This window comes from Phyllobacterium sp. K27, assembly GCF_054796155.1.
Map to the genome: position 1 here is coordinate 2,511,261 of NZ_CM139240.1, position 24,580 is coordinate 2,535,840.

Annotated in this window: 22 protein-coding genes and 3 tRNA genes; 10 read left to right on the forward strand and 15 right to left on the reverse strand. The window is 51.4% G+C overall.

The features are described 5' to 3' along the window. Window positions 1-32 precede the first annotated feature (32 nt). A tRNA-Gly gene (locus ACYJL1_RS12270) sits at window positions 33-106 on the reverse strand. Window positions 107-181: 75 nt separating this feature from the next. Next, a tRNA-Tyr gene (locus ACYJL1_RS12275) sits at window positions 182-266 on the reverse strand. 240 nt (window positions 267-506) lie between these two features. Between ACYJL1_RS12275 and rlmB the strand changes: the two genes are divergently transcribed. After that, window positions 507-1,364, forward strand: coding sequence for a 23S rRNA (guanosine(2251)-2'-O)-methyltransferase RlmB (gene rlmB, locus ACYJL1_RS12280; protein ID WP_460895648.1), 858 nt, complete (start codon window positions 507-509; stop codon window positions 1,362-1,364). Between the two features lie 27 nt (window positions 1,365-1,391). Here the strand turns inward: rlmB and ACYJL1_RS12285 are convergent, their stop codons facing one another. Further along, the gene (locus ACYJL1_RS12285) at window positions 1,392-3,044 is read right to left on the reverse strand and encodes an FAD-binding dehydrogenase (RefSeq protein WP_460895649.1); all 1,653 of its coding nucleotides are present in this window, start codon (window positions 3,042-3,044) and stop codon (window positions 1,392-1,394) included. Window positions 3,045-3,267: 223 nt separating this feature from the next. On the opposite strand from ACYJL1_RS12285, the gene ACYJL1_RS12290 reads away from it, so the two are divergent. The 4 genes from ACYJL1_RS12290 (at window position 3,268) to ACYJL1_RS12305 (ending at window position 6,487) form a co-directional block, all read left to right on the forward strand. After that, a tRNA-Thr gene (locus ACYJL1_RS12290) sits at window positions 3,268-3,343 on the forward strand. A 232-nt stretch (window positions 3,344-3,575) separates the two neighbouring features. Next, window positions 3,576-4,349: an NAD kinase gene (locus tag ACYJL1_RS12295; protein WP_460895650.1), complete on the forward strand. Its 774-nt coding sequence runs from the start codon at window positions 3,576-3,578 to the stop codon at window positions 4,347-4,349. Window positions 4,350-4,550: 201 nt separating this feature from the next. Beyond that, the gene (locus tag ACYJL1_RS12300) at window positions 4,551-6,071 is read left to right on the forward strand and encodes a DEAD/DEAH box helicase (protein ID WP_460895651.1); all 1,521 of its coding nucleotides are present in this window, start codon (window positions 4,551-4,553) and stop codon (window positions 6,069-6,071) included. Window positions 6,072-6,079: 8 nt separating this feature from the next. Next, window positions 6,080-6,487, forward strand: a complete 408-nt coding sequence (locus tag ACYJL1_RS12305; protein WP_460895652.1) for an NUDIX domain-containing protein — start codon at window positions 6,080-6,082, stop codon at window positions 6,485-6,487. A 1-nt stretch (window position 6,488) separates the two neighbouring features. Here ACYJL1_RS12305 and ACYJL1_RS12310 read toward each other — a convergent pair whose 3' ends face one another. Both ACYJL1_RS12310 and sufA read right to left on the reverse strand, forming a co-directional pair. Further along, on the reverse strand, window positions 6,489-6,809 hold the full coding sequence (locus tag ACYJL1_RS12310; protein ID WP_460895653.1) for a TfoX/Sxy family protein: 321 nt from the start codon (window positions 6,807-6,809) through the stop codon (window positions 6,489-6,491). Between the two features lie 10 nt (window positions 6,810-6,819). Then, complete coding sequence (gene sufA / locus ACYJL1_RS12315; protein ID WP_460895654.1) at window positions 6,820-7,194, reverse strand: Fe-S cluster assembly scaffold SufA; 375 nt, start codon at window positions 7,192-7,194, stop codon at window positions 6,820-6,822. 126 nt (window positions 7,195-7,320) lie between these two features. Here sufA and ACYJL1_RS12320 point away from each other — a divergent pair, with 126 nt between their 5' ends. Beyond that, window positions 7,321-7,908, forward strand: a complete 588-nt coding sequence (locus ACYJL1_RS12320) for a hypothetical protein (protein WP_460895655.1) — start codon at window positions 7,321-7,323, stop codon at window positions 7,906-7,908. 28 nt (window positions 7,909-7,936) lie between these two features. Here ACYJL1_RS12320 and ACYJL1_RS12325 read toward each other — a convergent pair whose 3' ends face one another. The 8 genes from ACYJL1_RS12325 to ACYJL1_RS12360 all read right to left on the reverse strand — a co-directional run bounded on the left by ACYJL1_RS12325 (window position 7,937) and on the right by ACYJL1_RS12360 (window position 15,705). Then, complete coding sequence (locus ACYJL1_RS12325; RefSeq protein WP_460895656.1) at window positions 7,937-8,176, reverse strand: hypothetical protein; 240 nt, start codon at window positions 8,174-8,176, stop codon at window positions 7,937-7,939. Window positions 8,177-8,827: 651 nt separating this feature from the next. Then, window positions 8,828-9,223: an SUF system Fe-S cluster assembly protein gene (locus ACYJL1_RS12330; protein ID WP_460895657.1), complete on the reverse strand. Its 396-nt coding sequence runs from the start codon at window positions 9,221-9,223 to the stop codon at window positions 8,828-8,830. 5 nt (window positions 9,224-9,228) lie between these two features. Then, window positions 9,229-10,470 carry a cysteine desulfurase gene (locus ACYJL1_RS12335; protein ID WP_460895658.1) on the reverse strand — a complete coding sequence of 414 codons (1,242 nt, stop codon included), beginning with the start codon at window positions 10,468-10,470 and terminating at the stop codon, window positions 9,229-9,231. Window positions 10,471-10,509: 39 nt separating this feature from the next. Next, window positions 10,510-11,790, reverse strand: a complete 1,281-nt coding sequence (gene sufD / locus ACYJL1_RS12340; RefSeq protein ID WP_460898027.1) for a Fe-S cluster assembly protein SufD — start codon at window positions 11,788-11,790, stop codon at window positions 10,510-10,512. A gap of 2 nt (window positions 11,791-11,792) precedes the next feature. Beyond that, window positions 11,793-12,548, reverse strand: coding sequence for a Fe-S cluster assembly ATPase SufC (gene sufC / locus ACYJL1_RS12345; protein ID WP_460895659.1), 756 nt, complete (start codon window positions 12,546-12,548; stop codon window positions 11,793-11,795). A 75-nt stretch (window positions 12,549-12,623) separates the two neighbouring features. After that, window positions 12,624-12,833 (reverse strand): hypothetical protein, encoded by a 210-nt coding sequence (locus ACYJL1_RS12350; RefSeq protein WP_460895660.1) that lies wholly within the window; start codon window positions 12,831-12,833, stop codon window positions 12,624-12,626. Then, window positions 12,833-14,362, reverse strand: a complete 1,530-nt coding sequence (gene sufB / locus ACYJL1_RS12355; RefSeq protein ID WP_460895661.1) for a Fe-S cluster assembly protein SufB — start codon at window positions 14,360-14,362, stop codon at window positions 12,833-12,835. Before sufB ends, ACYJL1_RS12350 begins: the two co-directional genes overlap by 1 nt. A gap of 167 nt (window positions 14,363-14,529) precedes the next feature. Next, window positions 14,530-15,705, reverse strand: a complete 1,176-nt coding sequence (locus ACYJL1_RS12360) for a cysteine desulfurase family protein (RefSeq protein WP_460895662.1) — start codon at window positions 15,703-15,705, stop codon at window positions 14,530-14,532. Window positions 15,706-15,913: 208 nt separating this feature from the next. On the opposite strand from ACYJL1_RS12360, the gene ACYJL1_RS12365 reads away from it, so the two are divergent. After that, window positions 15,914-16,588: an alpha/beta hydrolase gene (locus tag ACYJL1_RS12365; protein WP_460895663.1), complete on the forward strand. Its 675-nt coding sequence runs from the start codon at window positions 15,914-15,916 to the stop codon at window positions 16,586-16,588. 107 nt (window positions 16,589-16,695) lie between these two features. Then, window positions 16,696-17,949, forward strand: a complete 1,254-nt coding sequence (gene tyrS / locus ACYJL1_RS12370) for a tyrosine--tRNA ligase (protein ID WP_460895664.1) — start codon at window positions 16,696-16,698, stop codon at window positions 17,947-17,949. Window positions 17,950-18,002: 53 nt separating this feature from the next. Here tyrS and ACYJL1_RS12375 read toward each other — a convergent pair whose 3' ends face one another. After that, window positions 18,003-21,437, reverse strand: coding sequence for an RNA-binding protein (locus tag ACYJL1_RS12375; protein ID WP_460895665.1), 3,435 nt, complete (start codon window positions 21,435-21,437; stop codon window positions 18,003-18,005). 108 nt (window positions 21,438-21,545) lie between these two features. Here ACYJL1_RS12375 and ACYJL1_RS12380 point away from each other — a divergent pair, with 108 nt between their 5' ends. Then, on the forward strand, window positions 21,546-22,019 hold the full coding sequence (locus tag ACYJL1_RS12380; protein WP_460898028.1) for a peroxiredoxin: 474 nt from the start codon (window positions 21,546-21,548) through the stop codon (window positions 22,017-22,019). 104 nt (window positions 22,020-22,123) lie between these two features. Beyond that, window positions 22,124-23,389 carry a peptidoglycan DD-metalloendopeptidase family protein gene (locus tag ACYJL1_RS12385; RefSeq protein WP_460895666.1) on the forward strand — a complete coding sequence of 422 codons (1,266 nt, stop codon included), beginning with the start codon at window positions 22,124-22,126 and terminating at the stop codon, window positions 23,387-23,389. Window positions 23,390-23,396: 7 nt separating this feature from the next. Here the strand turns inward: ACYJL1_RS12385 and prfB are convergent. Next, window positions 23,397-24,525, reverse strand: a protein-coding gene (prfB, locus tag ACYJL1_RS12390) for a peptide chain release factor 2 (RefSeq protein WP_460895667.1) whose coding sequence is annotated in 2 segments (ribosomal slippage) — window positions 23,397-24,455 and window positions 24,457-24,525 — 1,128 coding nt in all. Because the reading frame shifts where the segments join, the coding sequence is not laid out codon by codon here. Window positions 24,526-24,580 lie beyond the last annotated feature (55 nt).

Here is a 24,580-nt window from a genome sequence, read left to right on the forward strand (position 1 = left end):
TCTCGCGTGTACGCGGTGCTCTCTATCGAAACTGGAGCGGGTAGCGGGAATCGAACCCGCATATTCAGCTTGGAAGGCTGCTGCTCTACCACTGAGCTATACCCGCACAACACTTAATTGGCGCATGGCTGCCAAGACCAAATTGTCTTGGGGTTATGCGCCAGGCGGGCGGTTCCGGCAGTGGTGGAGGAGGTTGGATTCGAACCAACGTAAGCCAAGCTAACGGATTTACAGTCCGTCCCCTTTAACCACTCGGGCACTCCTCCGGTCACTGCCGATGGAACCGCGCCATTTGGCACTTTGCAAACACCTGCCAGACAGTTCGTCAGGCTGTTGCTTGCGGAGGGCCTTATGCCGACTAGGTTACGTGGTGTCAACACTTACTGGCAGAAAATGAATGAGTTGTGGAAATTGCCTGACGAATTAGGCCATTCATTCTCTCCAAGCCAATAAATTCGACGATTAGTCGTATCGCTGAACCAGTTGAAAGAGTATATGGTCGCGCCATGAGCACACAAAAACCCACCCATACGCAAAAAGATTCACACTATGCGACACTGCGTCGTCAATTCCGCGACCAGAAGGCCGGGGGAACGCCACAGCAGGCTGACCGCGCTTCGCGCCCGCAAGTAGCTGGCACACAAGCGCCCGAAGGCCTGATCCGGCTCTATGGCCTGCATACAGTCCGTGCAGCGCTGGACAATCCTGCTCGCCAGATCAAACGCATGCTGGTTACGAAGAATGCGCTCGATCGTCTGGAAATCGCCGACCCGGATGCCCTGCCGTTCGACATTGAAATTGTTGAGCCACGCGCTATCGACAAGGAAACCGGCTCTGATGCTGTCCATCAGGGCGTAATGATCGAAGCAAAGCCTTTAAAAGCACAATCTCTGAAAGCGCTTCAGGACAGTCAACTGTTGCTGATTCTCGATCAGGTCACAGATCCGCACAATGTCGGCGCTATCATGCGTTCCGCAGTTGCCTTCGGTGCTGGCGCAGTTATCACGACTGCACGCCATAGTCCGCAGGAATCAGGCGTCCTTGCAAAGGCTGCTTCCGGCGCACTTGAACTCATTGCGCATATTGAAGTCCGCAATCTTGCCGATGCCATCACTGAGCTGCACGAAACTGGCTTCACAACGATAGGGCTTGATTCGGAAGGTCCGCTGGAACTCGAAAAAACGATGAAGCCAGGACGAATCGCGCTGGTGCTCGGCGCAGAGGGTAAGGGTCTGCGTCAAAAGACACGCGAGACAGTGACCCACCTCGCCCGTCTTGATATGCCCGGCGCTATCAAGTCATTGAACGTATCCAATGCTGCGGCAATCTCACTTTATGCAGCGCAACGCTATCTGACGCGGTGAAGTCGCTACGACCGGCACTCGCTTAACCTAAACAGCCTTGGCGGCAGCCCGACCAGCAATCCGGCCGGAGAATATGCAACCGCCAAGGAAAGTTCCTTCAAGCGAATTGTATCCGTGAACCCCTCCACCGCCGAAGCCAGCCGCCTCGCCTGCCGCATAAACACCTGTTAACGGCTCTCCACCTTGTTTTAGCACTCGCGCACTCAGATCAGTTTCAATGCCGCCCAAAGACTTACGCGTCAGGATGTTAAGCCTTACGGCAATCAGACGCCCATGTTTGGGATCGAGAATCTTGTGTGGAGGTACGACTCGAACAAGCTTGTCGCCGATATAATTGCGTGCCCCCCTGATCGCAGTGATTTGCGCGTCCTTGGTATAGGCATTGTCCACCTCCCGGTCGCGCGCGGCAATTTGCGCCTGAAGCTTCTGCTCATCGATCAAATTATCCCCGCTCAGGGCGTTCATTCGCCGCACAAGGTCAGTCAAATTGTTTTCAACGATGAAGTCTTCGCCCTTGTCGAGGAAGGATTTGACGGGTGCGGGAATACCTCCGATGGCACGCTTCAATACCTGTCGCCAGCTCTTGCTTGTGAAGTCAGGATTCTGTTCCGAACCCGACAGGGTAAATTCTTTTTTTACGATGGTCTCGTTCAGTATGAACCAGGAATAATCATGTCCTGTTTTCATGATGTGGCTCAGTGTGGCCAACGTGTCGAAACCCGGAAGGCATGGTGCCGGCAAACGGTTTCCATGCGCATCGAACCACAAAGATGATGGACCTGGTAAAATGCGGATAGCATGTTTGGACCAGATTGGGTCCCAATTATGCACACCTTCGACATAGTGCCACATGCGATCGCCATTGATCAGATGCGCGCCGCTTTGCTCAGCTATGCCTAGCATCAACCCGTCAACGTGATCCGGCACTCCGCTAATTAGACGTTTCGGCGCCTCACCCAAGCGTTTGGGCCAGTTTTTACGTACAAGGTCATGATTGGCTCCGATTCCTCCACTACAAACAATGATTGCCTGTGCACGCAGGGCAAAAGTACCGCTGACCACGCGCGAGCTTGGCTCGCTGCGTTTGACATTGCTTGGCGCCAGCACTTCGCCCTCAACACTGTCGATGATGCCACCATTTGTGCCAAGCGACGTCACCCTGTGACGAAAACGGAAGCTTAGCAGACCTTTTTGCTCGGCTTCACGGGCCCGCCTGACAAATGGCTCGACAACACCCAGCCCGGTTCCCCATGTAATATGAAAACGTGGCACGGAATTTCCGTGACCTGTGGCCAGCGAACCGCCACGTTCTGCCCAGCCAACGATGGGAAACCAGCGCATACCCTGCGCATAGAGCCACGAACGTTTCTCACCCGCAGCAAAATCCACATAGGCCTCAGCCCATTTGCGCGGCCAATGATCCTCCTCGCGGTCAAACCCAGCTGAGCCCATCCAGTCTTGCCATGCCAACTCGTGCGAATCTTTGATTCGCAAGCGCCGCTGTTCGGGACTGTTGACAAAAAACAGACCACCGAAAGACCGCCATGCCTGTCCACCCAAGGTCTGCTCGGGTTCCTGGTCGACAATAATGACCCTCTTGCCTGCATCCGCAAGCTCAGTTGCTACTACAAGTCCTGCCAGACCCGCTCCGATGACAATTGCATCCGCATCATAAGCCATGTTGAAACCTCCTCGCCCCGGACAACATGAACTACAGATAACGTTTACGTCAACGTTATGAGGCAAACGATTGATTTGAGAGGCGCGCCCTGGATAGATTGCCCTTCTGATCATACCTGAATTGGCAGCATCAGCTTTGTTTTCGGGCTTTCTACAAAATTATTTCGTATAAACCACTTTTTCCGTTTTACACTTGGGAGCTTTGTGCTAATCGAACGCCGCTGCCCTTATAGCTCAGTTGGTAGAGCATCTGATTTGTAATCAGAGGGTCGGGAGTTCGAGTCTCTCTGGGGGCACCACCTTTTCATCTAATATTTGCGCGTTATGAGCCAGAGGAAGCTGGCGATCTTCCTGTAAGGTGCATGTCTTAGCCCATAGCGGCCTTCGTCATGAACCGCATATCCCAACCGATCGGCACTCTGAAGCCGAGTCGCGACAAGTATTTTCTTTACCAATGTCGCGTTCGCGTTTTGCCAGATCAAGCCTAGCGTGCTAGGCGATAGGCCTTGTTCTTCACATTCGCAGGCCGTCATGACCCGGAAAATTGAAACATTTGCTTTTCTTTCCTCCGGCACACCGGATTCGGATGAGGCCGCACAGGAACTCATCGAAATCTACGGCCAGTCCGATGCCCGAGATGCCGATGTGATCGTCGCTCTTGGTGGCGATGGTTTCATGTTGCAGACGTTGCAGCATTATATGAACCAAGGAAAGATGATCTACGGCATGAATCGTGGGTCCGTTGGCTTCCTGATGAACGAGTTCAGCAACGCCGGCCTGAAAGATCGAATTGAGGTCGCGCAGTCCGAGACGATCAGACCGCTGAAGATGGTAGCGGAATCGGTAGAGGAAGGAACTGTCACAGCCTTCGCTCTCAATGAAGTCTCCCTGCTGCGTCAATCATACCAAGCTGCGAAGATTCGCATTAGTGTCGACGATCAAATTCGGCTGGAAGAGTTGATTTGTGATGGTGTCATGGTTGCGACACCTGCGGGCTCGACAGCTTATAATCTCTCCGCCCAAGGCCCAATCCTGCCGCTTGATGCGCGCCTTCTTGCTCTCACGCCGGTATCGGCTTTCAGACCCAGACGCTGGCGCGGCGCGTTGCTGCCAAACAAAGTGACCGTTCGCTTCGATATTCTTGAGCCGGAGAAAAGGCCAGTCAACGCAGTCGCAGATCATACGGAAGTAAAGTCGGTCTTGTCCGTTACGATCGAAGAAGCTTCTCAGTTGCGGGCGACCATTCTGTTTGATAAAAACCATTCGTGGAATGAACGAATTCTCAAGGAACAGTTCCTTTATTGACAATATTAGAATAAAATGACGGGCAATTGTAACAAACTCTTAAATGTGATCATAGCCAAGAGTTGACTTTTGCTGACATGCGCCGTAACGCAATTGCAGCAAACGCTATGCAATTAAGCGTCAGATGCTTCTGGCAAATGCGGCTTTACGCCATTAACCGGCATGCATGGTACCGACTGCAGATAGAAAGTTAAATCTCCATTGACCACCTTTGCTGATCTGGGCCTTTCACCGAAAGTGCTCGATGCTGTAGAAGCAGCAGGATATACGATCCCGACACCCATCCAGGCAGGCGCCATTCCACATGCGCTGCAACGCAAGGATGTGCTCGGCATTGCCCAGACGGGAACCGGTAAAACCGCTTCATTCGTATTACCCATGTTGACGCTGCTTGAGCAAGGGCGCGCTCGCGCTCGCATGCCTCGCACCTTGATCCTTGAGCCTACGCGCGAACTCGCAGCACAGGTGGAGGAAAATTTTGTTAAATATGGTAAAAACCACCGCCTGAACGTCGCATTGCTCATTGGCGGCGTGTCTTTTGACGATCAGTTGCGCAAGCTAGAACGTGGCGCAGACGTATTGATTGCTACGCCAGGGCGTTTGCTTGATCATTTCGAACGAGGCAAATTGCTTTTGAGTGCAGTCGATATTCTCGTCATCGACGAAGCCGACCGGATGCTGGATATGGGCTTTATCCCGGATATCGAGCGCATCTGCAAACTCATCCCATTTACACGGCAGACGCTGTTTTTCTCGGCTACTATGCCGCCTGAGATCACCAAGCTGACGGAACAATTCCTGCATTCGCCAGTACGTATCGAAGTGGCGAAGGCCGCAACGACTGCAAAGACTGTCGAGCAGAAGCTGGTAAAGTCTGGCAAGAAGGATTGGGAGAAGCGGGCAATCCTGCGCGATCTGATCCGCGCCGAGGCGGACGGACTCAAAAATGCAATCATCTTCTGCAACCGCAAGAAAGATGTTTCGGAGCTCTTTCGTTCCCTCGTCAAGCACGAGTTTGACGCTGGCGCACTCCACGGCGATATGGATCAACGTGCACGCACAACCATGTTGGCGAATTTCAAGGACAACAAACTCAAAATACTTGTCGCATCCGATGTTGCAGCACGCGGCCTTGATATACCGGACGTAAGCCACGTATTCAATTTTGATGTACCGATCCATTCTGAGGATTATGTTCATCGTATTGGTCGCACGGGGCGCGCAGGGCGTTCGGGCAAAGCGTTTACGCTCGTGACGCAGGCGGACGTCAAATATCTGGCATCCATAGAAAAACTAATCGGCGAAGATATAACTTGGCACGATGGCGATTTGTCGACACTGCCCGTATCAAACGAGCCAGATGAAGCACCTCGCCGCGGACGTGGTGGACGCGACAAGCCTGCACCAAAGCGTCGCCGCAATGAAGGCCGTGAGCGCGAGCGTCCGCAGTCTGAGATTGACATTATCGCAGCTGCAGAAAAGTCAAAAGACATTGAAGTTGAAGTTCAGGATGATCAGCCCGTTATCCATACGGCGGAGAAGCCGAACAAGGCTGCCATCAAAGCCGAGAACGAACAACGTCGCGCTCGTCCTGCCCCGGCACGGTCGGAGCGGTCAGAACCACGCCGTGATCATCGCAGGGATCGCGATGACATGGGAGCAGCCCCCATCGGCTTTGGTGATGAAATTCCAGCATTTATGCTGATCGATACTAAAATCTGAGCATTGGTATGAATAGCCCTGGCGTTGGGTGCGGCGTTGTTTTTCTGAAAGACGACCATATTCTCCTTCTGCAACGCAAGAAGAGTCCAGAGGTTGGTTTCTGGGGCATACCCGGCGGTAAAGTGGATTTTCTCGAAACGGCAGAATGTGCCGTGCGGCGGGAAGCGCTCGAAGAAACGGGGCTTATTGCTGGCACAATGAGATTGCTCGGAATAAGCGAGCAGCTATTCCATGACGAGCAACAACACTGGTTGGGAATCCTTTTCCTTGCTGAGGACTTCTCAGGCGAAGTTCAATTGCTCGAACCCGAGAAACATGGGGGAATAGACTGGTTCCCACTCAAGAAATTACCGGATTTGTTGACGATGCCGACAAGGCACGCTCTCAATCTTTTACAGCGACGTGGCCTGATTTGATCTACTTGGCTACACGAAGAGCAGCCTCATAAGCTCGTCTGGCCCATTCCGTCATGATTTCCGGATCATCATAAGCCTCATCCGGAACAGTCCAATAGGGCATTTTTACAAGCTTGGATTTTCCATCGTAAGTCCATTGCTCGCAACCTGCTGCCTCAAATTCCGGAATTGATATCTCATCGGCCTTGAGGAGAACACTTCCTGTCGAGAGCTCGAGGGCGATAATTACCCCCTCGAAATAGATGCCCTTCCCACCGAACATTTTCCGAATGCTGACTGGGCCCAGTCCTGCAAACAGATCACGGATCGCATCATTTTCCATGAGATGGGAATCAGGAAACAGCAGACGCTAGAGCATCGGGTTTTGCGGGTGTCAGCTCTACCGATTCACCGCAACCACAGGCAGACGTCTGATTCGGATTGTTGAATACAAAGCCCGTGCGCAATTTGGTAACTTCAAAATCCATTTCCGTGCCGAGCAGATAAAGCACGGCTTCGGGAGCAACAAAGACTTTGGAACCGTTTTTCTCGATGACGTCATCCCCGGGCTTAGCCTCAGTAACGAGATCAATCGTATACTCCATGCCCGCACAGCCGCCCTTCTTGATACCAACGCGGATACCCAACGCACCTTCACGCGTCGACACAATTTCCCCGACACGGCTTACGGCGGCGTCAGTCAATGTGATGACAGAAAAACGACCCATTTATCAGCTCTCTTGTTCAAGTGGTGCAACAAACACCTTTCAACATAGTTAGTGTTACACGGACGTCACTGCAAGTGTTCACAATACACATGAGCTCATAAACAAGACAAGCGGAAGGCAATGACCATGAAAAATCGTTATTGTGTCCTTATTGGCATCGCGGCACTTTTTCCTTTGACTCCAGCTATCTCACAAGAGTCAAAAACGCCCGAAGCCAAACCGCCATCCGTAGAAGCACCTGCGGGGTCTGCTCCAACTTCCCAAATTGATCCGCCGACACAGACCGCAACTCAGACACCACCAGAATATCTTGACGATCGAAGCACACCGGAAACTCTCATCAAGTCCTATTACAACGCTATTAATCGGGAAGAATATGCGAGAGCCTACAGCTATTATACACCAGACGGCCCTCCCCAGCCATTTCCACAATTTCAGGCAGGGTATGAAAACACCGCATCGGCGACAGTCCAGTTTGGTAAGGCCGAGGGTGAAGGTGCTGCAGGATCTGCCTATTGGAGTCAGCCTGTCGCTGTAAAGTCTGAAGAAAAAGACGGATCAGTCAACGTTTATTATGGATGTTATCGTCTCAAGTTGGCCAACCCCGCCATACAGGGCGTTCCGTTCGTGCCACTGTCACTGATAGGTGGCACATTGCAAAAATCCGAAAAAAGCATGGAAGAAAGCGTACCGGAGGGTTGCGAAGCACCATAAATCTTGATGGCACCTTCTCAAATGGAATTCAGATATAGCAGACTACTGCCCCGATGATTGCCAACCAGCTCAGCAATTCTACTGTGCGGTTTTTTCTTTCTTTCGTTGTTGCGCGTTTATGAGCGGCCATAATCAGACGAGGAAGATCGGGGGTGCCGAAACCATCAGCCAGGCTAGTTCTGGATAGAGATTCCCGACACCCCATGAGGCAACCGAAGAAAATCGTAATCAAAAAACTGACATTCACCAAGGTGACAAAATTTTCCATCAATATCACTCTAATAGAGATAAAAAGGCGCTGGTCTTAATGAGAAGCACGTTTGCATAGTATCGCACTCACCTGCTGGTTGTATTACGATGGAAAAATCGCAGGAACAACCCATACCTTAGTCGTACACCTATAGTCTAATTCGCCAGCACATTTGATGATGACTCTATAAGAATCGGGGCTTACTCGGCGATCAGCAATGCGGTCCGCTTATAATGTTACGCTCCAATGAGGACTGCGCTTCAGTTATAAAAAGTTCAGTAGAATCACTATTATGACAGAAGTGGCGGCCAAGCTGACGGAGACCAAGGTCTTGCCCCGCAGCTTCCTTCGCTCTTCTTCCAGCCCAGCTACAAGTGACGCAATGCAACGCCCATCGGACAGCCCTGCAATATCTGCCTCGTTCAAGGTTTCAGTTGATCCATGCCAGTGCCAGCAAGCTTTTAAAGCGAAAAACAGGCTAGCCGACGCTAAGGCGGCCCTCACCATCAAGAGACCGTCAAACATTATGATTCCGCAATAAAATAACGAGCAAAAATGGATAAATCAGTACAAGAAAATCACGTCAAAGAATAATACTTACCTAACGAAAAGAATAAGTCGTTTCTAGCCAGACTTTAGTCTAACTCTCTGAGAAAAAAGAGCTCATTATCAGTACCAGCCAACGGCGACCTGTGCTTCTTCAGACATGCGGTCTGGTGTCCATGGTGGATCGAATGTCATGGTTACGTCGACGAAACTCACGCCTTCTACAGCACTGACTGCATCCTGCACCCAGCCGGGCATTTCACCGGCAACCGGGCAACCCGGCGCAGTGAGCGTCATCTCTATCTTCACCGAGCGATCATCTTCAATATCGATCTTATAGACAAGACCGAGTTCATAGATGTCGGCAGGAATTTCCGGATCATAGACAGTTTTCAAAGCGCCGATAACATCATCCGTCATGCGCGCCAATTCGTCGGCAGGAATGGCAGAGATTTGTTTCGAATCGACTGTCTGCGTGGCCCCGACGTCCACGTTTTCCGTTTCGACTTTATCGGTCATGATCATCACCCAAAAAACTTTCGCGCTTTTTCAAGCGCAGCGGCGAGAACATCGATCTCGTCTCTTGTGTTGTACATTGCAAACGATGCACGGCATGTGGATGTTACGCCGAAGCGTTTCAAGAGCGGCTGTGCGCAATGTGTCCCGGCACGCACTGCCACGCCTGCGCGGTCAATGACCATCGACACGTCGTGCGCGTGAATGCCCTGAAGCTCAAATGATATTATGGCGCCTTTTCCTTTGGCATCGCCAAAAATACGCAACGAATTGATCTCGCGCAGCCGCTCATGGGCATAGTCGCGCAAATCTTCTTCATGCGCCAAAATGGCATGGCGTCCAATTTTCTCAACATACTCGATTGCAGCACCAAGCCCGATTGCCTGCGCTATCGGTGGCGTACCGGCCTCAAAGCGATGCGGCGGATGATTATAGGTGACATCATCTTCGCTCACCTCCTCAATCATTTCGCCGCCACCCTGAAACGGTCGCATCGATTCCAGCATCTGTTTACGACCGTAAAGTACGCCAATACCGGAAGGACCATAAATTTTGTGACCAGTGAAAATATACCAGTCACAACCGAGATCCTGTACATCAACAGGCAAATGCACGGCTCCCTGACTGCCATCGACAAGCACCGGGATACCGCGCGCATGGGCTATACGCACAATGTCTTTGATTGGCGTTATGGTTCCCAGCACATTCGACATATGCGTAATAGCAACGAGCTTTGTACGGTCTGTCAGGCGCTTCTCAAACTCTTCGATATGAAACGCACCCTGTTCATCGACAGGTATCCAGACGAGTTTCGCACCTTGCCGCTCACGGATAAAATGCCAGGGCACAATGTTTGAATGATGCTCCATAATTGACAGAACAATCTCGTCGCCCTCGCCGATATTCGGCATACCATAGCCATAAGAAACTGTGTTGATGGCTTCCGTAGCTGACTTCGTGAAAACGATTTCGTCGACCGATGCAGCATTTATAAAGCGCCGAACGCTCTCCCGCGCTTTTTCATAAGCGTCAGTGGTAGCGTTGGAGAGAAAATGCAGCCCCCTATGCACATTGGAATATTCGTTGGAGTAAGTGCTCGAGATCTTGTCGATGACGGCCTGCGGCTTTTGTGCTGAAGCTCCATTGTCAAGATAGACAAGTGGCTTGCCATAGACTTCACGCGACAAGATCGGAAAATCCTGCCGGATTGCATCGACATCATAGACGCTATTGATGATCTTCGTATCCATGATAGCTGCACTTGTCCTTGAAGTTGTCGCGCCTGTCGATCAGATGTGCGCGCTCAGCCATTTGTCGAGAATTGCCTCAAGCGCTTCGACTAGCGGTTCGCTCTCAAGCTCTTCAATAATTTCTGCAACGAAAGCCTTGATCAAAAGGCCGCGTGCCTCGTTTTCAGGTATCCCGCGCGCCTTCAAATAGAACAGGTGGTTGCCATCGATTTCAGTGACTGTAGCCCCGTGACCACAGGCAACATCATCGGCAAAGATTTCAAGTTCCGGTTTGGCGTCGAATTCACTATCGTCGGATAGCAGAAGCGTGTTGCACGCCATGCGTGCATCTGTCTTCTGTGCGATCCTGTTCACCTTAATCTGGCCTTGAAACACGCCGCGAGCATGATCCGTAACGACATTGCGAACAACCTGAACCGAAGTCGTATTTTCAACCAGATGAGCCAGGGTCATTGTAATGTCGGTATGCGTATCGCCTGCAAGCAGATTCACACCGCGCAACTGGAAATCAGAGCCTTCGCCCTTTACCAGCACATGCACTTCCTGACGTACAAGCTTACCACCCGCATTGACGACATAGAGTGTAAGTTTTGAATTGGTACCAAGGGTCGCTGTGAACTGCGCCAGTTGGGTCGCATTAGCACCCTGCTCGCGTAAAATGATCCAGTTCACTTCAGCGTCATCTGCAACTGTCAAATTGCTGACGCTTGTTGAGAAACCTTCGCTTGTACCGCCGGTTTGGCGCTCAATGACGGTAGCTTTGACACCTTTGCCAAACTGAACCGGAAAGCGCACATGGCCTTGCCCGCGAAGCTGCGCATTCTGGATCTCCAGTGGCTCCTCTACTATAGCCCCATCTGCAACGACAATATCCCAGCCGTCGGTGACATAGGCTGCATTGATCTGACCAATCGCGTCATCGCCGTCGCGGATGGCCAAATGCCGTATCGCAGAGCCATTGGCGAGTGACTCACTAAACTTGGTGAATGTGACAGAATCGATTTTCGGTGCATTCAGCGCAATACCGTTTGAAACGGTTGCTACTGACGATCCTGCAATAACCGAAGGTAGGGCAGCGCTACCGGCAGATGAATCATAGTCAGGTATGTCGCGTAACAAAGTGCGAAGATCGGTATAATGCCAAGCTTCGATCCGCCTTGATGGCAGTCCTTGTGTTTTCAAAGCCTCAATAGCGTTATCGCGGGCGCTGACAACTTCGCCATCGCCCGGCAATTCACCCATGCGATCGACAAAAGCATCGACCAAAGCCGATTCTGCTGCGGTGGGCTGACGCCCTGTGTGAACATTCATGACATCAATCCTCAAGCAGCTTCGCCGATGATATCGGCATAGCCATTCTCTTCGAGATGAAGTGCAAGATTCTTGTCGCCAGACTTGATGACTTGACCTTTGTAGAGCACGTGCACGCTGTCCGGTACGATGTAGTCGAGTAGGCGCTGATAGTGAGTGATTACAACGACAGCCCGATCGGGCGAACGCAGTGCATTCACGCCATCGGACACGATCTTCAACGCATCAATGTCAAGGCCGGAATCTGTCTCATCGAGTACGCACAGCTTTGGCTCCAGCAACTTCATCTGCAAGATTTCAGCACGCTTTTTCTCACCGCCCGAAAAACCAACATTCAGTGGACGCTTGAGCATCGCCAGATCCATGTCCAGCGATCCTGCCGCTGTTTTAATGCGGGAAATAAAGTCTGGAATCTTCAATGGCTCTTCACCACGTGCCTTGCGCTGGGAGTTCAAGGCAACCTTCAGAAACTCCATTGTCGCTACGCCGGGTATCTCCATTGGATATTGAAATGCCAGGAAAATACCTTTGGCTGCACGCTCGGCCGGATCAAGTTCCAGAATGGACTCGCCATTATAAAGAATATCGCCTTCGGTGACCTCGTAGTCTTCGCGACCGGCGAGAATATATGAAAGTGTCGATTTTCCTGAACCGTTCGGCCCCATGATAGCCGCGACTTCACCAGCCTTTACTGACAAATTAAGGCCACGAATGATTTCCGTATCCGTATCCGCGATCTTCGCATGAAGGTTTCTGATTTCCAGCATTTTAGTACCCTTTGATATTCCGTGATCAGCAGTGGCGATCCGAATGATAAATTCTGTGTGGCTGTCGGCGTCGGATTAGGACGAACTGTCGCCGCTTAGGCTTTTGAGGCGCTCAACAACCGAAACAAGCTCTTTGCGAGCGCGCATCAGTTCCGGTTCAAGAACGCGCTCTGTCGCGGAGGAAGAACGGGCCAGCGTGTCGGTCAGATCGTCAATGACATCACCAAGCTCTTTGTAGCGCTTGCGCAGCCGGTCCAGCTCTTCCTTCGTGACAGTGACAGCCATTATCCGACGCTCCCCTCAAGACTGATGCCGATTAGTTTTTGGGCTTCCACGGCAAACTCCATCGGCAACTCCTGAATGACTTCCTTAACGAAACCATTGACAATCAAAGCAATTGCTTCTTCCTCGGGAATGCCACGCTGCATGACATAAAACAGTGCATCTTCGGAGATTTTCGACGTGGTTGCTTCGTGCTCGAATTGAGCAGTGGCATTCTTCGCTTCGATGTAAGGCACAGTATGCGCCCCACAATCATTGCCGATCAGCAGCGAGTCACACTGGGTGAAGTTACGCGCGTTTTCAGCCTTGCGATGGGCAGAAACCTGACCGCGGTAGGTATTGTTGGACTTACCAGCGGAAATGCCTTTGGAGATGATACGGCTCGATGTGTTCTTGCCAAGATGCAACATCTTGGTGCCACTATCGATCTGCTGATGGCCGTTGGAAACGGCGATCGAATAGAATTCGCCGCGTGAATTATCGCCGCGTAGAATAACCGATGGATATTTCCACGTGATCGCTGAGCCCGTCTCAACCTGCGTCCAGGAGATCTTGGAATTGACACCGCGGCAATCACCACGCTTGGTGACAAAGTTGTAGATACCGCCCTTGCCTTCCGCATCACCTGGAAACCAATTCTGCACGGTTGAGTATTTGATCTCGGCATCATCGAGAGCGATTAATTCAACAACTGCGGCATGTAACTGATTTTCGTCGCGCTGCGGTGCTGTGCATCCTTCCAGATAAGATACATAGGCCCCCTCTTCCGCGATGATCAATGTACGTTCAAACTGGCCCGTATCGCGTTCATTGATGCGGAAATAGGTTGAAAGCTCCATTGGGCAACGCACACCCTTGGGCACATAGACAAATGAACCGTCCGTGAAGACCGCAGAGTTCAGCGTCGCGTAGAAATTATCCGAGACAGGCACGACAGATGCGAGATACTTCTTCACCAGTTCCGGATGCTCGCGAATGGCCTCGGAAATAGAGCAGAAAATGACACCGGCCTTTGCCAGCTCTGCCTTGAATGTCGTTACAACGGAGACACTATCAAACACGGCATCTACCGCTACACGGCCCGACTTATAGACATTATCACTTGCTTCTTCGTCTTCGTCGCCTGGGCTGGCCTCGCCAACCTTGCGGACGCCGGCGAGAATTTCCTGCTCTTTCAGAGGAATACCCAGTTTTTCATAGGTACGCAGAAGCTCCGGATCGACCTCGGCAAGCGATGTCGGGCCGGTCTGATTCTTTGGGCCGGCATAATAGACCATGTCCTGAAAATCAATTTTGGGATAGTTGACGCGCGCCCATGTAGGCTCTTCCATTGTCAACCAACGCTCATAGGCTTTAAGGCGCCATTCCAGCATCCATTCAGGCTCATTCTTTTTGGCGGAAATGAACCGGATAATGTCGGTGCTCAAGCCTTTTGGCGCTTTATCCATTTCGATAAGCGTTTCAAAGCCGTATTTATATTGGTCCACGTCAAGCGTACGGACCCGGTCAATGGTTTCCTGCACTGCAGGCATTGGCGTTCTCCATCCTCGCGGGGGTCAAGGTCCCGCAGTTGCAAACGTCAAGGCAGTATGTCGTCTTGAATATTTGCCTTTATGTAATGTGCATTCGCACGATTTAACACCGGCATTCACCGGATTTTTTGCAACTATCGACGAAAAAACGCCAATAATTGAAATTTTTATGCCGCATTAGCAGCGACTGCCCCCGAACGATCTCTCCGGGCAATGATTTTCTTCAGCGCATCAAGAAACAATTCGATGTCATCGTCACTCGTTTTCGGCGCGGTTGATACGCGCACCCCCCCCGTACCATCACCATGCCCCATGGCCGCCAGAACATGACTGGGGCCAACTTTGCCGGACGAACACGCAGAGCCTGCAGATAGCGCAATCCCTGCAAGATCAAAAGCTATTTGTACTGTTTCCGCTTTGGCGTGTGGCAAAGCAAAGAAGGTCGTGTTTGGTAACCGATCTACATCGGAGCCATAAATTATTGCATCTGGTGCAATGGCACGAAGACCAAGCTCAATCTTATCGCGCTGTAAAACAGGCCAGCCGCCCTGCTCAACTTGTTCGCGCGCAATTCGCGCGGCAGCTGCGAAGCCGACAATCAGCGACAAGGCTTCAGTTCCGGCACGATGCCCCTTTTCTTGCCCCCCACCACGTATGAGCGCTTTAGGCATAATCAGGTCTGAAACGGCAATAATTGCGCCAACCCCTTTCGGCCCACCGATCTTGTGCGCAGACAAAATGAGATAATCCGCAGAACTTGTTGTAATATCTAATGCAACCCGACCAGCAGCTTGTACGGCATCAATAACGAACAATCCGCCAAACTGCTTAACCAAGGCACCAATTTCTGCAATTGGCTGCAAAACGCCGGTCTCATTATTGGCAGCCTGCACTGCAACTAGTGGCAAGCCTTGATTGCGATCATGCGCTGTCAGAATTTCCCGTAACCGATCACGATTCAATAAGCCGCTGCCATCCACAGGGATAATTTCGATTTGATCCGCTGCAAATCGACCACCCGCGAGAATGCACGGATGTTCAGTCGCGCTAACGTAAAGCCGTGAGAGGCGCATTTCTGCCCTCCCCATTGCATAGTGAGGCGTCAACAGGGTTGAAGCTGCCTCTGTGGCTCCCGATGTAAAGAATACATGATCGGATTGGCCATTTACGAGTGCAGCAATATCGCGGCGTGCCGCCTGAAGAATTGCCTTAGCAGCACGGCCTTCCATATGTACCGATGACGGATTACCCGTCAGCGCCAGCGCATCGACAATCGCGTTGCGCGCCTCATCGATGAGCGGAGCGCTGGCATTGTAGTCGAGATAGACGCGATTGCGGGCCATATCGGTGTTTAAATCCTGTTCTTTTGCGGTCTATACGGTCTGAAAGCGCAATTTTCTTGAAATTGCCCCTCGGACCAGCCTATTAAGCCGCTTCGATATAGTTTCTACACCAGTTTTGAACGGTTCTAAACTGGTTTTATGGGTGCTGTTGATTGCCGTCAAGCCCGGCTGATCAAAGAAGAGCCCGTTGGCGAAGACTGGAGTATACATGCCTGAAGTAATTTTCAATGGACCTGCGGGACGCCTTGAAGGCCGCTATCAGCCTTCGATGGAAAAGAATGCTCCTATAGCCATCATTCTGCACCCGCATCCGCAGTTTGGCGGTACGATGAACAATAAGATCGTTTATGATCTTTTCTATATGTTCCAGCAACGCGGGTTCACGACACTGCGGTTCAACTTCCGCGGAATTGGCCGCAGCCAGGGCGAATTCGACCACGGATCAGGTGAATTGTCGGACGCTGCGGGCGCACTCGATTGGGTGCAGTCACTACATCCAGATTCAAAGACGTGTTGGGTTGCAGGCTATTCCTTTGGTGCGTGGATCGGCATGCAGCTGCTTATGCGCCGCCCTGAGATCGAAGGATTCATCTCCGTTGCCCCGCAACCAAATACCTACGATTTCTCGTTCTTGGCACCCTGCCCCTCGTCCGGGCTGATTCTCCATGGCGATCAAGACAAGGTCGCACCACCAAAGGATGTGCAAGGTCTGGTAGACAAGCTGAAGACGCAGAAAGGCATAACGATCACGCAGAAAACGATGGTTGGTGCAAACCACTTCTTCTCCGGCATGTCTGATGAAGTTATTGCAGAATGCTCTGATTACCTTGACCGCCGCCTCAACGGCGAACTGGTCGAAGCAAAACCTAAACGTCTGCGTTGAGCTGATACATGGCACCCTGAAAAATCGGGGCGCCATGTGCCACGCCTGACCACAGATGCCTTCCATAGCGCCGCTTTCGCAGCGCCGGATTAACCAGGAATAAATCCATGTCTGCCTTCAAATCCGAATTCTTGCATACGCTTTCCACGCGCGGCTTCATCCATCAGACTTCCGACGATGCGGGTCTGGATGCGCTTTTCGCCAAGGAAACCGTGTCCGCCTATATCGGCTTTGATCCCACAGCTTCCAGTCTGCATGCGGGCGGTTTGATTCAGATCATGATGCTGCACTGGATGCAAAAGACCGGCCATAGACCCGTCGCGCTGATGGGCGGTGGCACAGGCATGGTCGGCGATCCTTCCTTTAAGGACGAGGCGCGCAAACTGATGACGCCTGAAATCATCCAGAACAATATCAACGGCATCAAGCAAGTTTTCGCCAACTACCTGAGCTTCGGTGATGGACCGCAAGACGCACTGATGGTCAATAATGCCGAATGGCTGCTGCCGTTGAATTATCTTGAGTTTCTACGTGATGTGGGCCAGCATTTTTCTGTCAACCGCATGCTGTCGTTCGACTCAGTCAAACAGCGGCTTGATCGCGAACAATCACTTTCATTCCTCGAATTCAATTACATGATTTTACAGGCTTATGATTTTGTGGAGTTGAACAAGCGCTACGGTCTTCGACTGCAGATGGGTGGTTCTGATCAGTGGGGTAATATTGTCAATGGCATTGATCTCGGCCATCGGCTTGGGACACCGCAACTTTATGCATTGACTTCGCCTTTGCTGACCACATCTTCCGGTGCCAAAATGGGCAAGTCCATGAACGGCGCGATCTGGCTGAACGCCGATCTGCTCAGCCCCTATGACTTCTGGCAGTATTGGCGCAACACGGAAGATGCCGACGTGACCCGCTTTCTTAAGCTTTACACAACCCTGCCACTGGATGAAATTGAGCGGCTCGGTGCTTTGGATGGCGCAGAAATAAACGAAACCAAAAAAGTGCTTGCGACGGAGATCACGGCTCTGCTGCATGGCAGACAAGCAGCCGAAGAAGCAGCGGAAACCGCTCGAAAAACGTTCGAAGAAGGCGCTTTGGCAACCAATCTGCCGACTGTCGAAGTTGCTGCCGGCGAACTGGAAGCTGGAATCGGCATTCTTACGCTTCTGGTTAAGGCTGGTCTTGCAGCATCAAACGGGGAAGCTCGCCGCCACATTCAAGGCGGTGCCGTACGTGTGAATGATGTAAGCGTCTCGGACGAAAAATCTCAAGTGGGAGCGTCGGAAGTGACGGCTGATGGCGTCTTCAAACTATCGCTCGGCAAAAAGAAACACATTCTGGTACGTCCTGTGTGAGGACCATGCCGATGTTGTGCGTGTTCAAAGCCGCGCACAACATCGATCAAAAATTACTGAAACTCGAATATTGAGCGGAAAATACCCGGTGCGATCACCGATATCGGATTAACGATGATTTGTGGCTGCTTCAAAGGCCCCACCAGCTTATAGGTAATACCGATCAAACCGCGATCGCGACCATTGCCCAAGAATAACCCCAATACCGGCAAATCACCAAATATCCGGTTGATCCCATAAGCAGGCATAAAGGTGCCAGTCAGCGCCATGTTGCCCTTGGGATCGCTCAATACGCCCTGAAACGTGGTTCCGATGGTCGAACCGCGAATAACCCCGTTTGCAAGATTGATATAATTCTCGCCCTTTTCGATCTGTGAAAAGCCTCGCTCAAATGTGACTGTCGAAACATCGATTTTCTTTTTTACTGCCTCGTTAAGGCTCGTCCCATTTGGAGAGGAGGAAACAAGACTTGCCAGTCTTGGCTCGTTGACGAGCGTAAAATTGCGAGCATCGATCTGACCGTGCAGCGGGCCTTCGCCTTTAGAATCCAGCGTTACATTGATGTCGCCACCTTGCATCTTGTCGTAAAAGCCAAAGAAGCGAAGTACAGCACCGGCATCCCTCGACTGTAGGCTTATGGAACGGGACCCACTTTCCGAGCTATCTGCTGCAAATATTTTTCGCCCGGTTTTCGTTGACGCGTTGAACGCGAGACCTGAGACGGCGGACCCAACTCCCTCGTAAGAGAGCGAGACATTGCTGAGATTCTCTGAATAAAACCCGGTAACCGAGCCTATATCAGCGTTGACCAGAATGCGCTGTTTACCGCCCGCATTGCTATTTTCTCCACGCTGTTTTCGCTCTGTAATCTGATTGAGCAAAGGTCTTGCATCGAATGCATCCCCTTTTACGTCGACACGATAACCATACGGAGTGCGCGTCACTTTCACTGCAACATCATCGCCGCGATTGAGCTTAGCTGTGCTGAATTCAGCCGTTGTCAAATCACCATTGACGACGCTCACGTCGCCTCGAAGTCGGAATGTATCTCCGGCCACGTCGAGATTGTTAATCTCCACATTATCGCCATCCTGCTGGATCGCAAATTTGGCACTGGCTTTAACGCCTGCCCCCTTTGTCCAGCCGAGCTGGACCAGCCTGATCTCAGCCTTGCTCAAATCAGCCACCGCAAGCCTTGAGCCATCAGGTGCCTTCTCAATATCTACAGAAATTGGTCCGGACAGAAGCGGGGCCAGCGCAGGGAAAAGACCGTTGCGGGTTTTATCGTCGAGTTTAAGCGTGACTTTCTGCTCACGTTGGGCGGTGTTGTCGCCCAACGGCTCGAAAAGCTTAATATCAGCTGGGACACCGTTGAGCTCCGCCTCAGCATCAATACGAGCTTCCGACTGAGTAACAAACAAACTGCCATCGGCATTATCGACCTTTTGGCCGTCGATTTTCTTCCCGATCGAGATATTGGACAGCTGCATATCGGCGGACCATTTAAGGCTACCCACCGGAGCATGTCGCGTGACCGGAAACGTTACCAATACATGCGACTTTACATTCCCTTTGATGTCGTCGGGACCGAAAGGTAGGCTTTTCAGGCCATTTATCGGCTTGAAACCAATAATTTCAGCAACAGCGGAGGCATCTCCCTCCAGATTAAGATCAAGCTCTGACAGAACCGGCCTTTGTGGGCCCCATGGTATGATGAGCTTGCCGTCGATGATCCGTGCCTCGCGGTTGTTTGGAGTGAAGGAGGAACCTTTTTCAAGTGTGATGGTTGTATAAGACCCTCTTACGCTGATCTGTCCGTTGGCATCGCGCACTGGCGGCAGGTCACCAACAATATCAAAACGTGAATCTTCAACAGTGAAATTAACCTGCACTTCATCGGCAGTCAGCGGCGGAGGCTTCCCCGGACCATTGAAGCGCCCTGATTGAAACACAACATCAATACGACCGTCCTTCGCCATACCACCAAAAAGATTGTCGAGCACCCAGCGCCTTGCTCCGGTGGCGACCCAAGTTGGCCATAACTGTTTCACCTGCGAGACTGGCATTTTGGGAATGCGTAAATCCAAACTCATGGCAGGAGACCCCTGCCCAAACGTTGCTCCTGCCTGTCCGTACAGTTCACTTTCGTCGCTACCGCGAACTGCAATTTCTGAAACATCCAGTTTTTTTACAACGGGATCATATCGGCCGGCGATTCGTGCATTGAAGATAAGGGGCTGTTCGGTCGAATCCTGCGGCGCGGATTTCGCCCGTTCAGTCACAAGCTCAAATCGGTAACCGGGATTTGATGCGGCAGTGCCGTCTTTTCTAGCGGGCTCTGGTCCGATCGCTCCTTCGATTACACCGTTAAAAGCACCGAAATGAAGTTTGGAGGGTTTAATTTCGATCTTATCCGAGCCGGATATGTGTTCAAATGTAATAACGGAGGCAACATTTATGTCATCTACGTTGCCTATAGTGACAGGCCCCTCTCCAATATTGACGGTTCCCCATAGCTTTGCAGGCTCAGCCGCATTAGCTGCTATTCCATCGAGCTTCAGGTCGGAAACATTATCATAGGCAAGATAGGCCCCGTCGGGTTTAATTCCATCAATATCAGGGACAGGCGCAGTACCAAACTTCGCCTTCATGGGAATTTTGTTGATCGCTAATGAGAAAGCTTCAATTTTTCCGCCGGTAGCCGATCTGCTCGCTTTTGCAGCAATTTCAACCTTTTTGCCTTGCCAGTCGACAACGCCACTAATCGCAACAGGCCCTCCTGTCTCCGACAAATCCAGCTTTACAATGCGCAAACGTTTAGGTTGACCGGCCAAAGTAAAGTCAAAAGCAGTATCTGAGATGGAGATATCTCGTGTTTCACGTTGATCCAACAGTGACACAGCACTCTCGAGACTTGCGAAAATTGCTTCCGATGCCCCATCCATATCGATAAGTCCACGTTCATCTTTGGGAACGAGACTCATGAAATCGAATGGTCCATGCGACGTAACCTTGATCTGAGCACCTTCCAGTTCAAGTCTCTCAACGCGCACTTTGCCTTGCAACAAAGGCAAAGTAGCCAAACCGATACGCACCGCACGCACATTGTTGATTGCAATGCCGCGCTTCTCATCAATGATGTTTACATCGCGCGCCTCTAAAGCCACATGTCGCCGTTGATCCAGCGAAATTTGTGCAGACTTAATAGTTGCCTTCGCTTCGGGACCCGCAACTGATTTCAGCGCTTGCTCGGCACGTTGCGTTAGCGCGACGCCCCCGACTCCGACGCGTAAGACAACGAATGCAATTCCGCCGAGTACTGCCAGGAGAATAATAAGGGAAAAACAAGCGCCTGTGAGCTTGTATGCGAGCGAACGCCGGCGCAAACAGGAAACAGGCGCCTGAGTTTGCGTGCTGGCAGAAGGGTGTTTGTGCAGCTTTGTGAAATCACGCTTCGTAAAGCGGACTTTTTCCGGTTTCTCTGTCAAATTCCCAAGCCAATTGAGGAATCAATTGGGAAACCGTAGATGATTCCCTTACCTCTCTATAGTTACGCAATTGAAGACCGCACACAAGAACCAAAGAAAGGCATTCCTATGACAATTCTCGAAATTGGTAACACCCCACCGGATTTTACATTGCCGAAAGATGGCGGCGGCGCGATCACATTGTCAGCGCTACATGGCGCTCCTGTTGTCCTATATTTTTATCCCAAGGACGATACTAGCGGCTGCACGCAGGAAGCTATCGAGTTTTCGGGACTAAAATCCGAATTTGAAAAGCTTGGTGCGAAGGTCATAGGAATGTCGCCGGACCCCGTAAAAAAACATGACAAGTTTATCGCCAAGCACGATCTGAAGATTGATCTGGTCGCGGATGAAGACAAGAAAATTGTTGAAGCATATGGCCTTTGGGTCGAAAAAAGCATGTATGGCCGCAAATATATGGGCGTCGAACGCACAACATTCCTCATTGGGACCGACGGCAAAATCGCAAAAATCTGGAACAAGGTTAAAGTTCCTGGTCACGCGGCCGAGGTGTTAAAAGAGACTAAGGCTCTCTTTGTCTGACAAGGTGTCGAGAGCATTAAAGCTTGCCCGCTAGCAGAGTTTATTAACCTTACTAAAGTCTAATGCTCTGAACGATTAAAGCTGCCAACAATGGTGTAGCCGCAGTGAAGAAACTACAGAATCAACGTATCTTCAACGGCATAAGTGAGCCCCACACGATCATCATCGCGCGGGGCAACACTATTCGTCATTTCACCTTGAAACCTTGGATGACGATTGTAACGGCCTCACTCGCGATCGGATTGGCCGCTTGTTATCTACTGGCTACATCCTATTTGATTTTCCGCGACGACCTCATCCACGGCAGCGTTGCTCGTCAAGCACGTCTGCAACAAGCTTATGAAGATCGCATTGCATCACTACGGACGCAGCTTGATCGTGTCACGAGTCGCCAGATGCTTGATCAAAAGCAGATGGAAGGCAAGATCAGCGAACTCATTGATCGCCAGAAAACATTGAACGCGCAGACTAATCGTTTGGCGCCAGTGCTCGAACGCGCAAGCGAAAGCCTCCCCGCGGATCTCCGTGCAGAGAACAATATCTCTGATCTTGGAGATTCTGAGAAGTCCGATGGGTTTTACGGTATTGATCCCATCATTACAGGCCCGACCGCTTCAAGCCGGAAAACGGTTCCTGACCAAGGAAAGCCCGCCAAACGAGCTATTGAAAAAGCAGAATCGTTGTTCGATCGTGCAGATCACTCACTTGATATGCTTGAAACACTTCAGATAAAGCGAGTGCAAGCCTTATCAAATAAGGCCTATGAACGCGCCAATCTGATTAAGGACGCACTTGCAAGTGCCGGCATAACTTTGCCTGCAGTCAACGAGCGAACCGGCACAGGCGGGCCGCTCCTTCTGTTAAATGCGACCTCAGCAACAGATTTTGAGACAAGTATCTCTGATTTTGATGCCGCACTTGTACAGCTTGAGCGCGCTAAAACTGCGGCCAACTCAGTTCCAATCGCGCACCCTGTACCCGGCATGCCGGTTACAAGCTCATTTGGCACCCGCAAAGACCCGCTGCTTGGGTTGATGGCGTTCCATTCTGGCATGGACTTTCGGGCGGCAAGCGGAAATTCAGTTCTTGCCACCGCCGATGGAACAGTGGCTGCTGCTGAGTATAATGGCAGTTATGGCTATATGGTTGATATCGACCACGAGAAGGGTCTATCGACCCGCTACGGTCACTTGAGCCAAATCCTCGTAACAGCTGGACAACAGGTGAATATTGGCGACGTGATCGGCAAAGCCGGTAGCACCGGTCGCTCAACGGGCCCTCACCTACACTACGAGGTCCGAAAAAGTGGCAACGCAGTCAACCCTGCCAGCTATCTCAGCGTCGGCCGCCAGATTGCAGCCGAGCTATAAGAGCGGTTTAGGCGATATCTTCTACTTCAACATCCGTGCCGTGGACCCTGTGCGCAAGTGCGGCCTCCATGAACATATCGACTTCGCCGTCCAGCACGTCCTGAGGGCTGGTGCTTTCAACACCTGTTCGCAGATCCTTGACCAATTGGTATGGTTGAAGAACATAAGAACGAATTTGATGTCCCCAGCCAATATCAGTCTTTGAAGCAGAGATGGCGTCGGCTGCCTGCTCGCGCTTCTCAAGTTCGGCTTCATAAAGACGTGCGCGCAACATTGACCATGCCGTTGCGCGGTTTTTATGCTGCGAACGTTCAGCCTGACACTGCACAACAATTCCAGTGGCTATATGCGTAATACGCACCGCCGAATCGGTCGTATTGACGTGCTGGCCTCCGGCACCTGACGCGCGATATGTATCGATACGAACGTCCGCTTCCGTGACTGCGATATCGATATTATCGTCAACAACGGGGTAGACCCAAATGCTGGAGAACGAAGTGTGTCGCCGCGCGTTGGAATCGTAAGGCGAGATGCGCACCAGACGATGCACACCGGATTCCGTCTTCATCAGACCATAGGCATTGTGCCCCTTAACGAGAATCGTCGCAGACTTGATGCCCGCTTCTTCTCCATAATGAACTTCAAGCAATTCTACCTTGTAGCCCTTGCGTTCAGCCCAACGCGTATACATGCGTAAAAGCATGTTGGCCCAGTCTTGGCTTTCCGTACCACCGGCGCCGGAATGTACTTCGATATAGGTGTCGTTGGCATCAGCTTCGCCTGAAAGAAGCGTATCAATCTGCCGTCTGTCGACCTCGGTTTTAATGTCGCGGATAGCGGCCTCAGCCTCGTCAACAATCGACTTGTCGCCCTCCTCTTCACCCATGGCAATCAACTCGATATTATCTTCGAGTGTTTGCGACAGCGTACGAATGGAGTTGATGCTGTCTTCAAGCTGCTGGCGCTCACGCATCAGTTTTTGTGCTTCCTGCGCGTCATTCCATAGAGCTGGATCTTCAGCAAGCTGGTTCAGATAGCCCAAGCGTTTGATTGAAGTATCCCAGTCAAAGATGCCTCCTCAGCAGGCTTATGGCCTGCTTGATCTCATCGACCAGCGTCTCGATTTCGGCGCGCATGGGGTGTTATTCCTTAAAGTTCATTCAAATTTCGGCGGACCATATTGACTGGTCC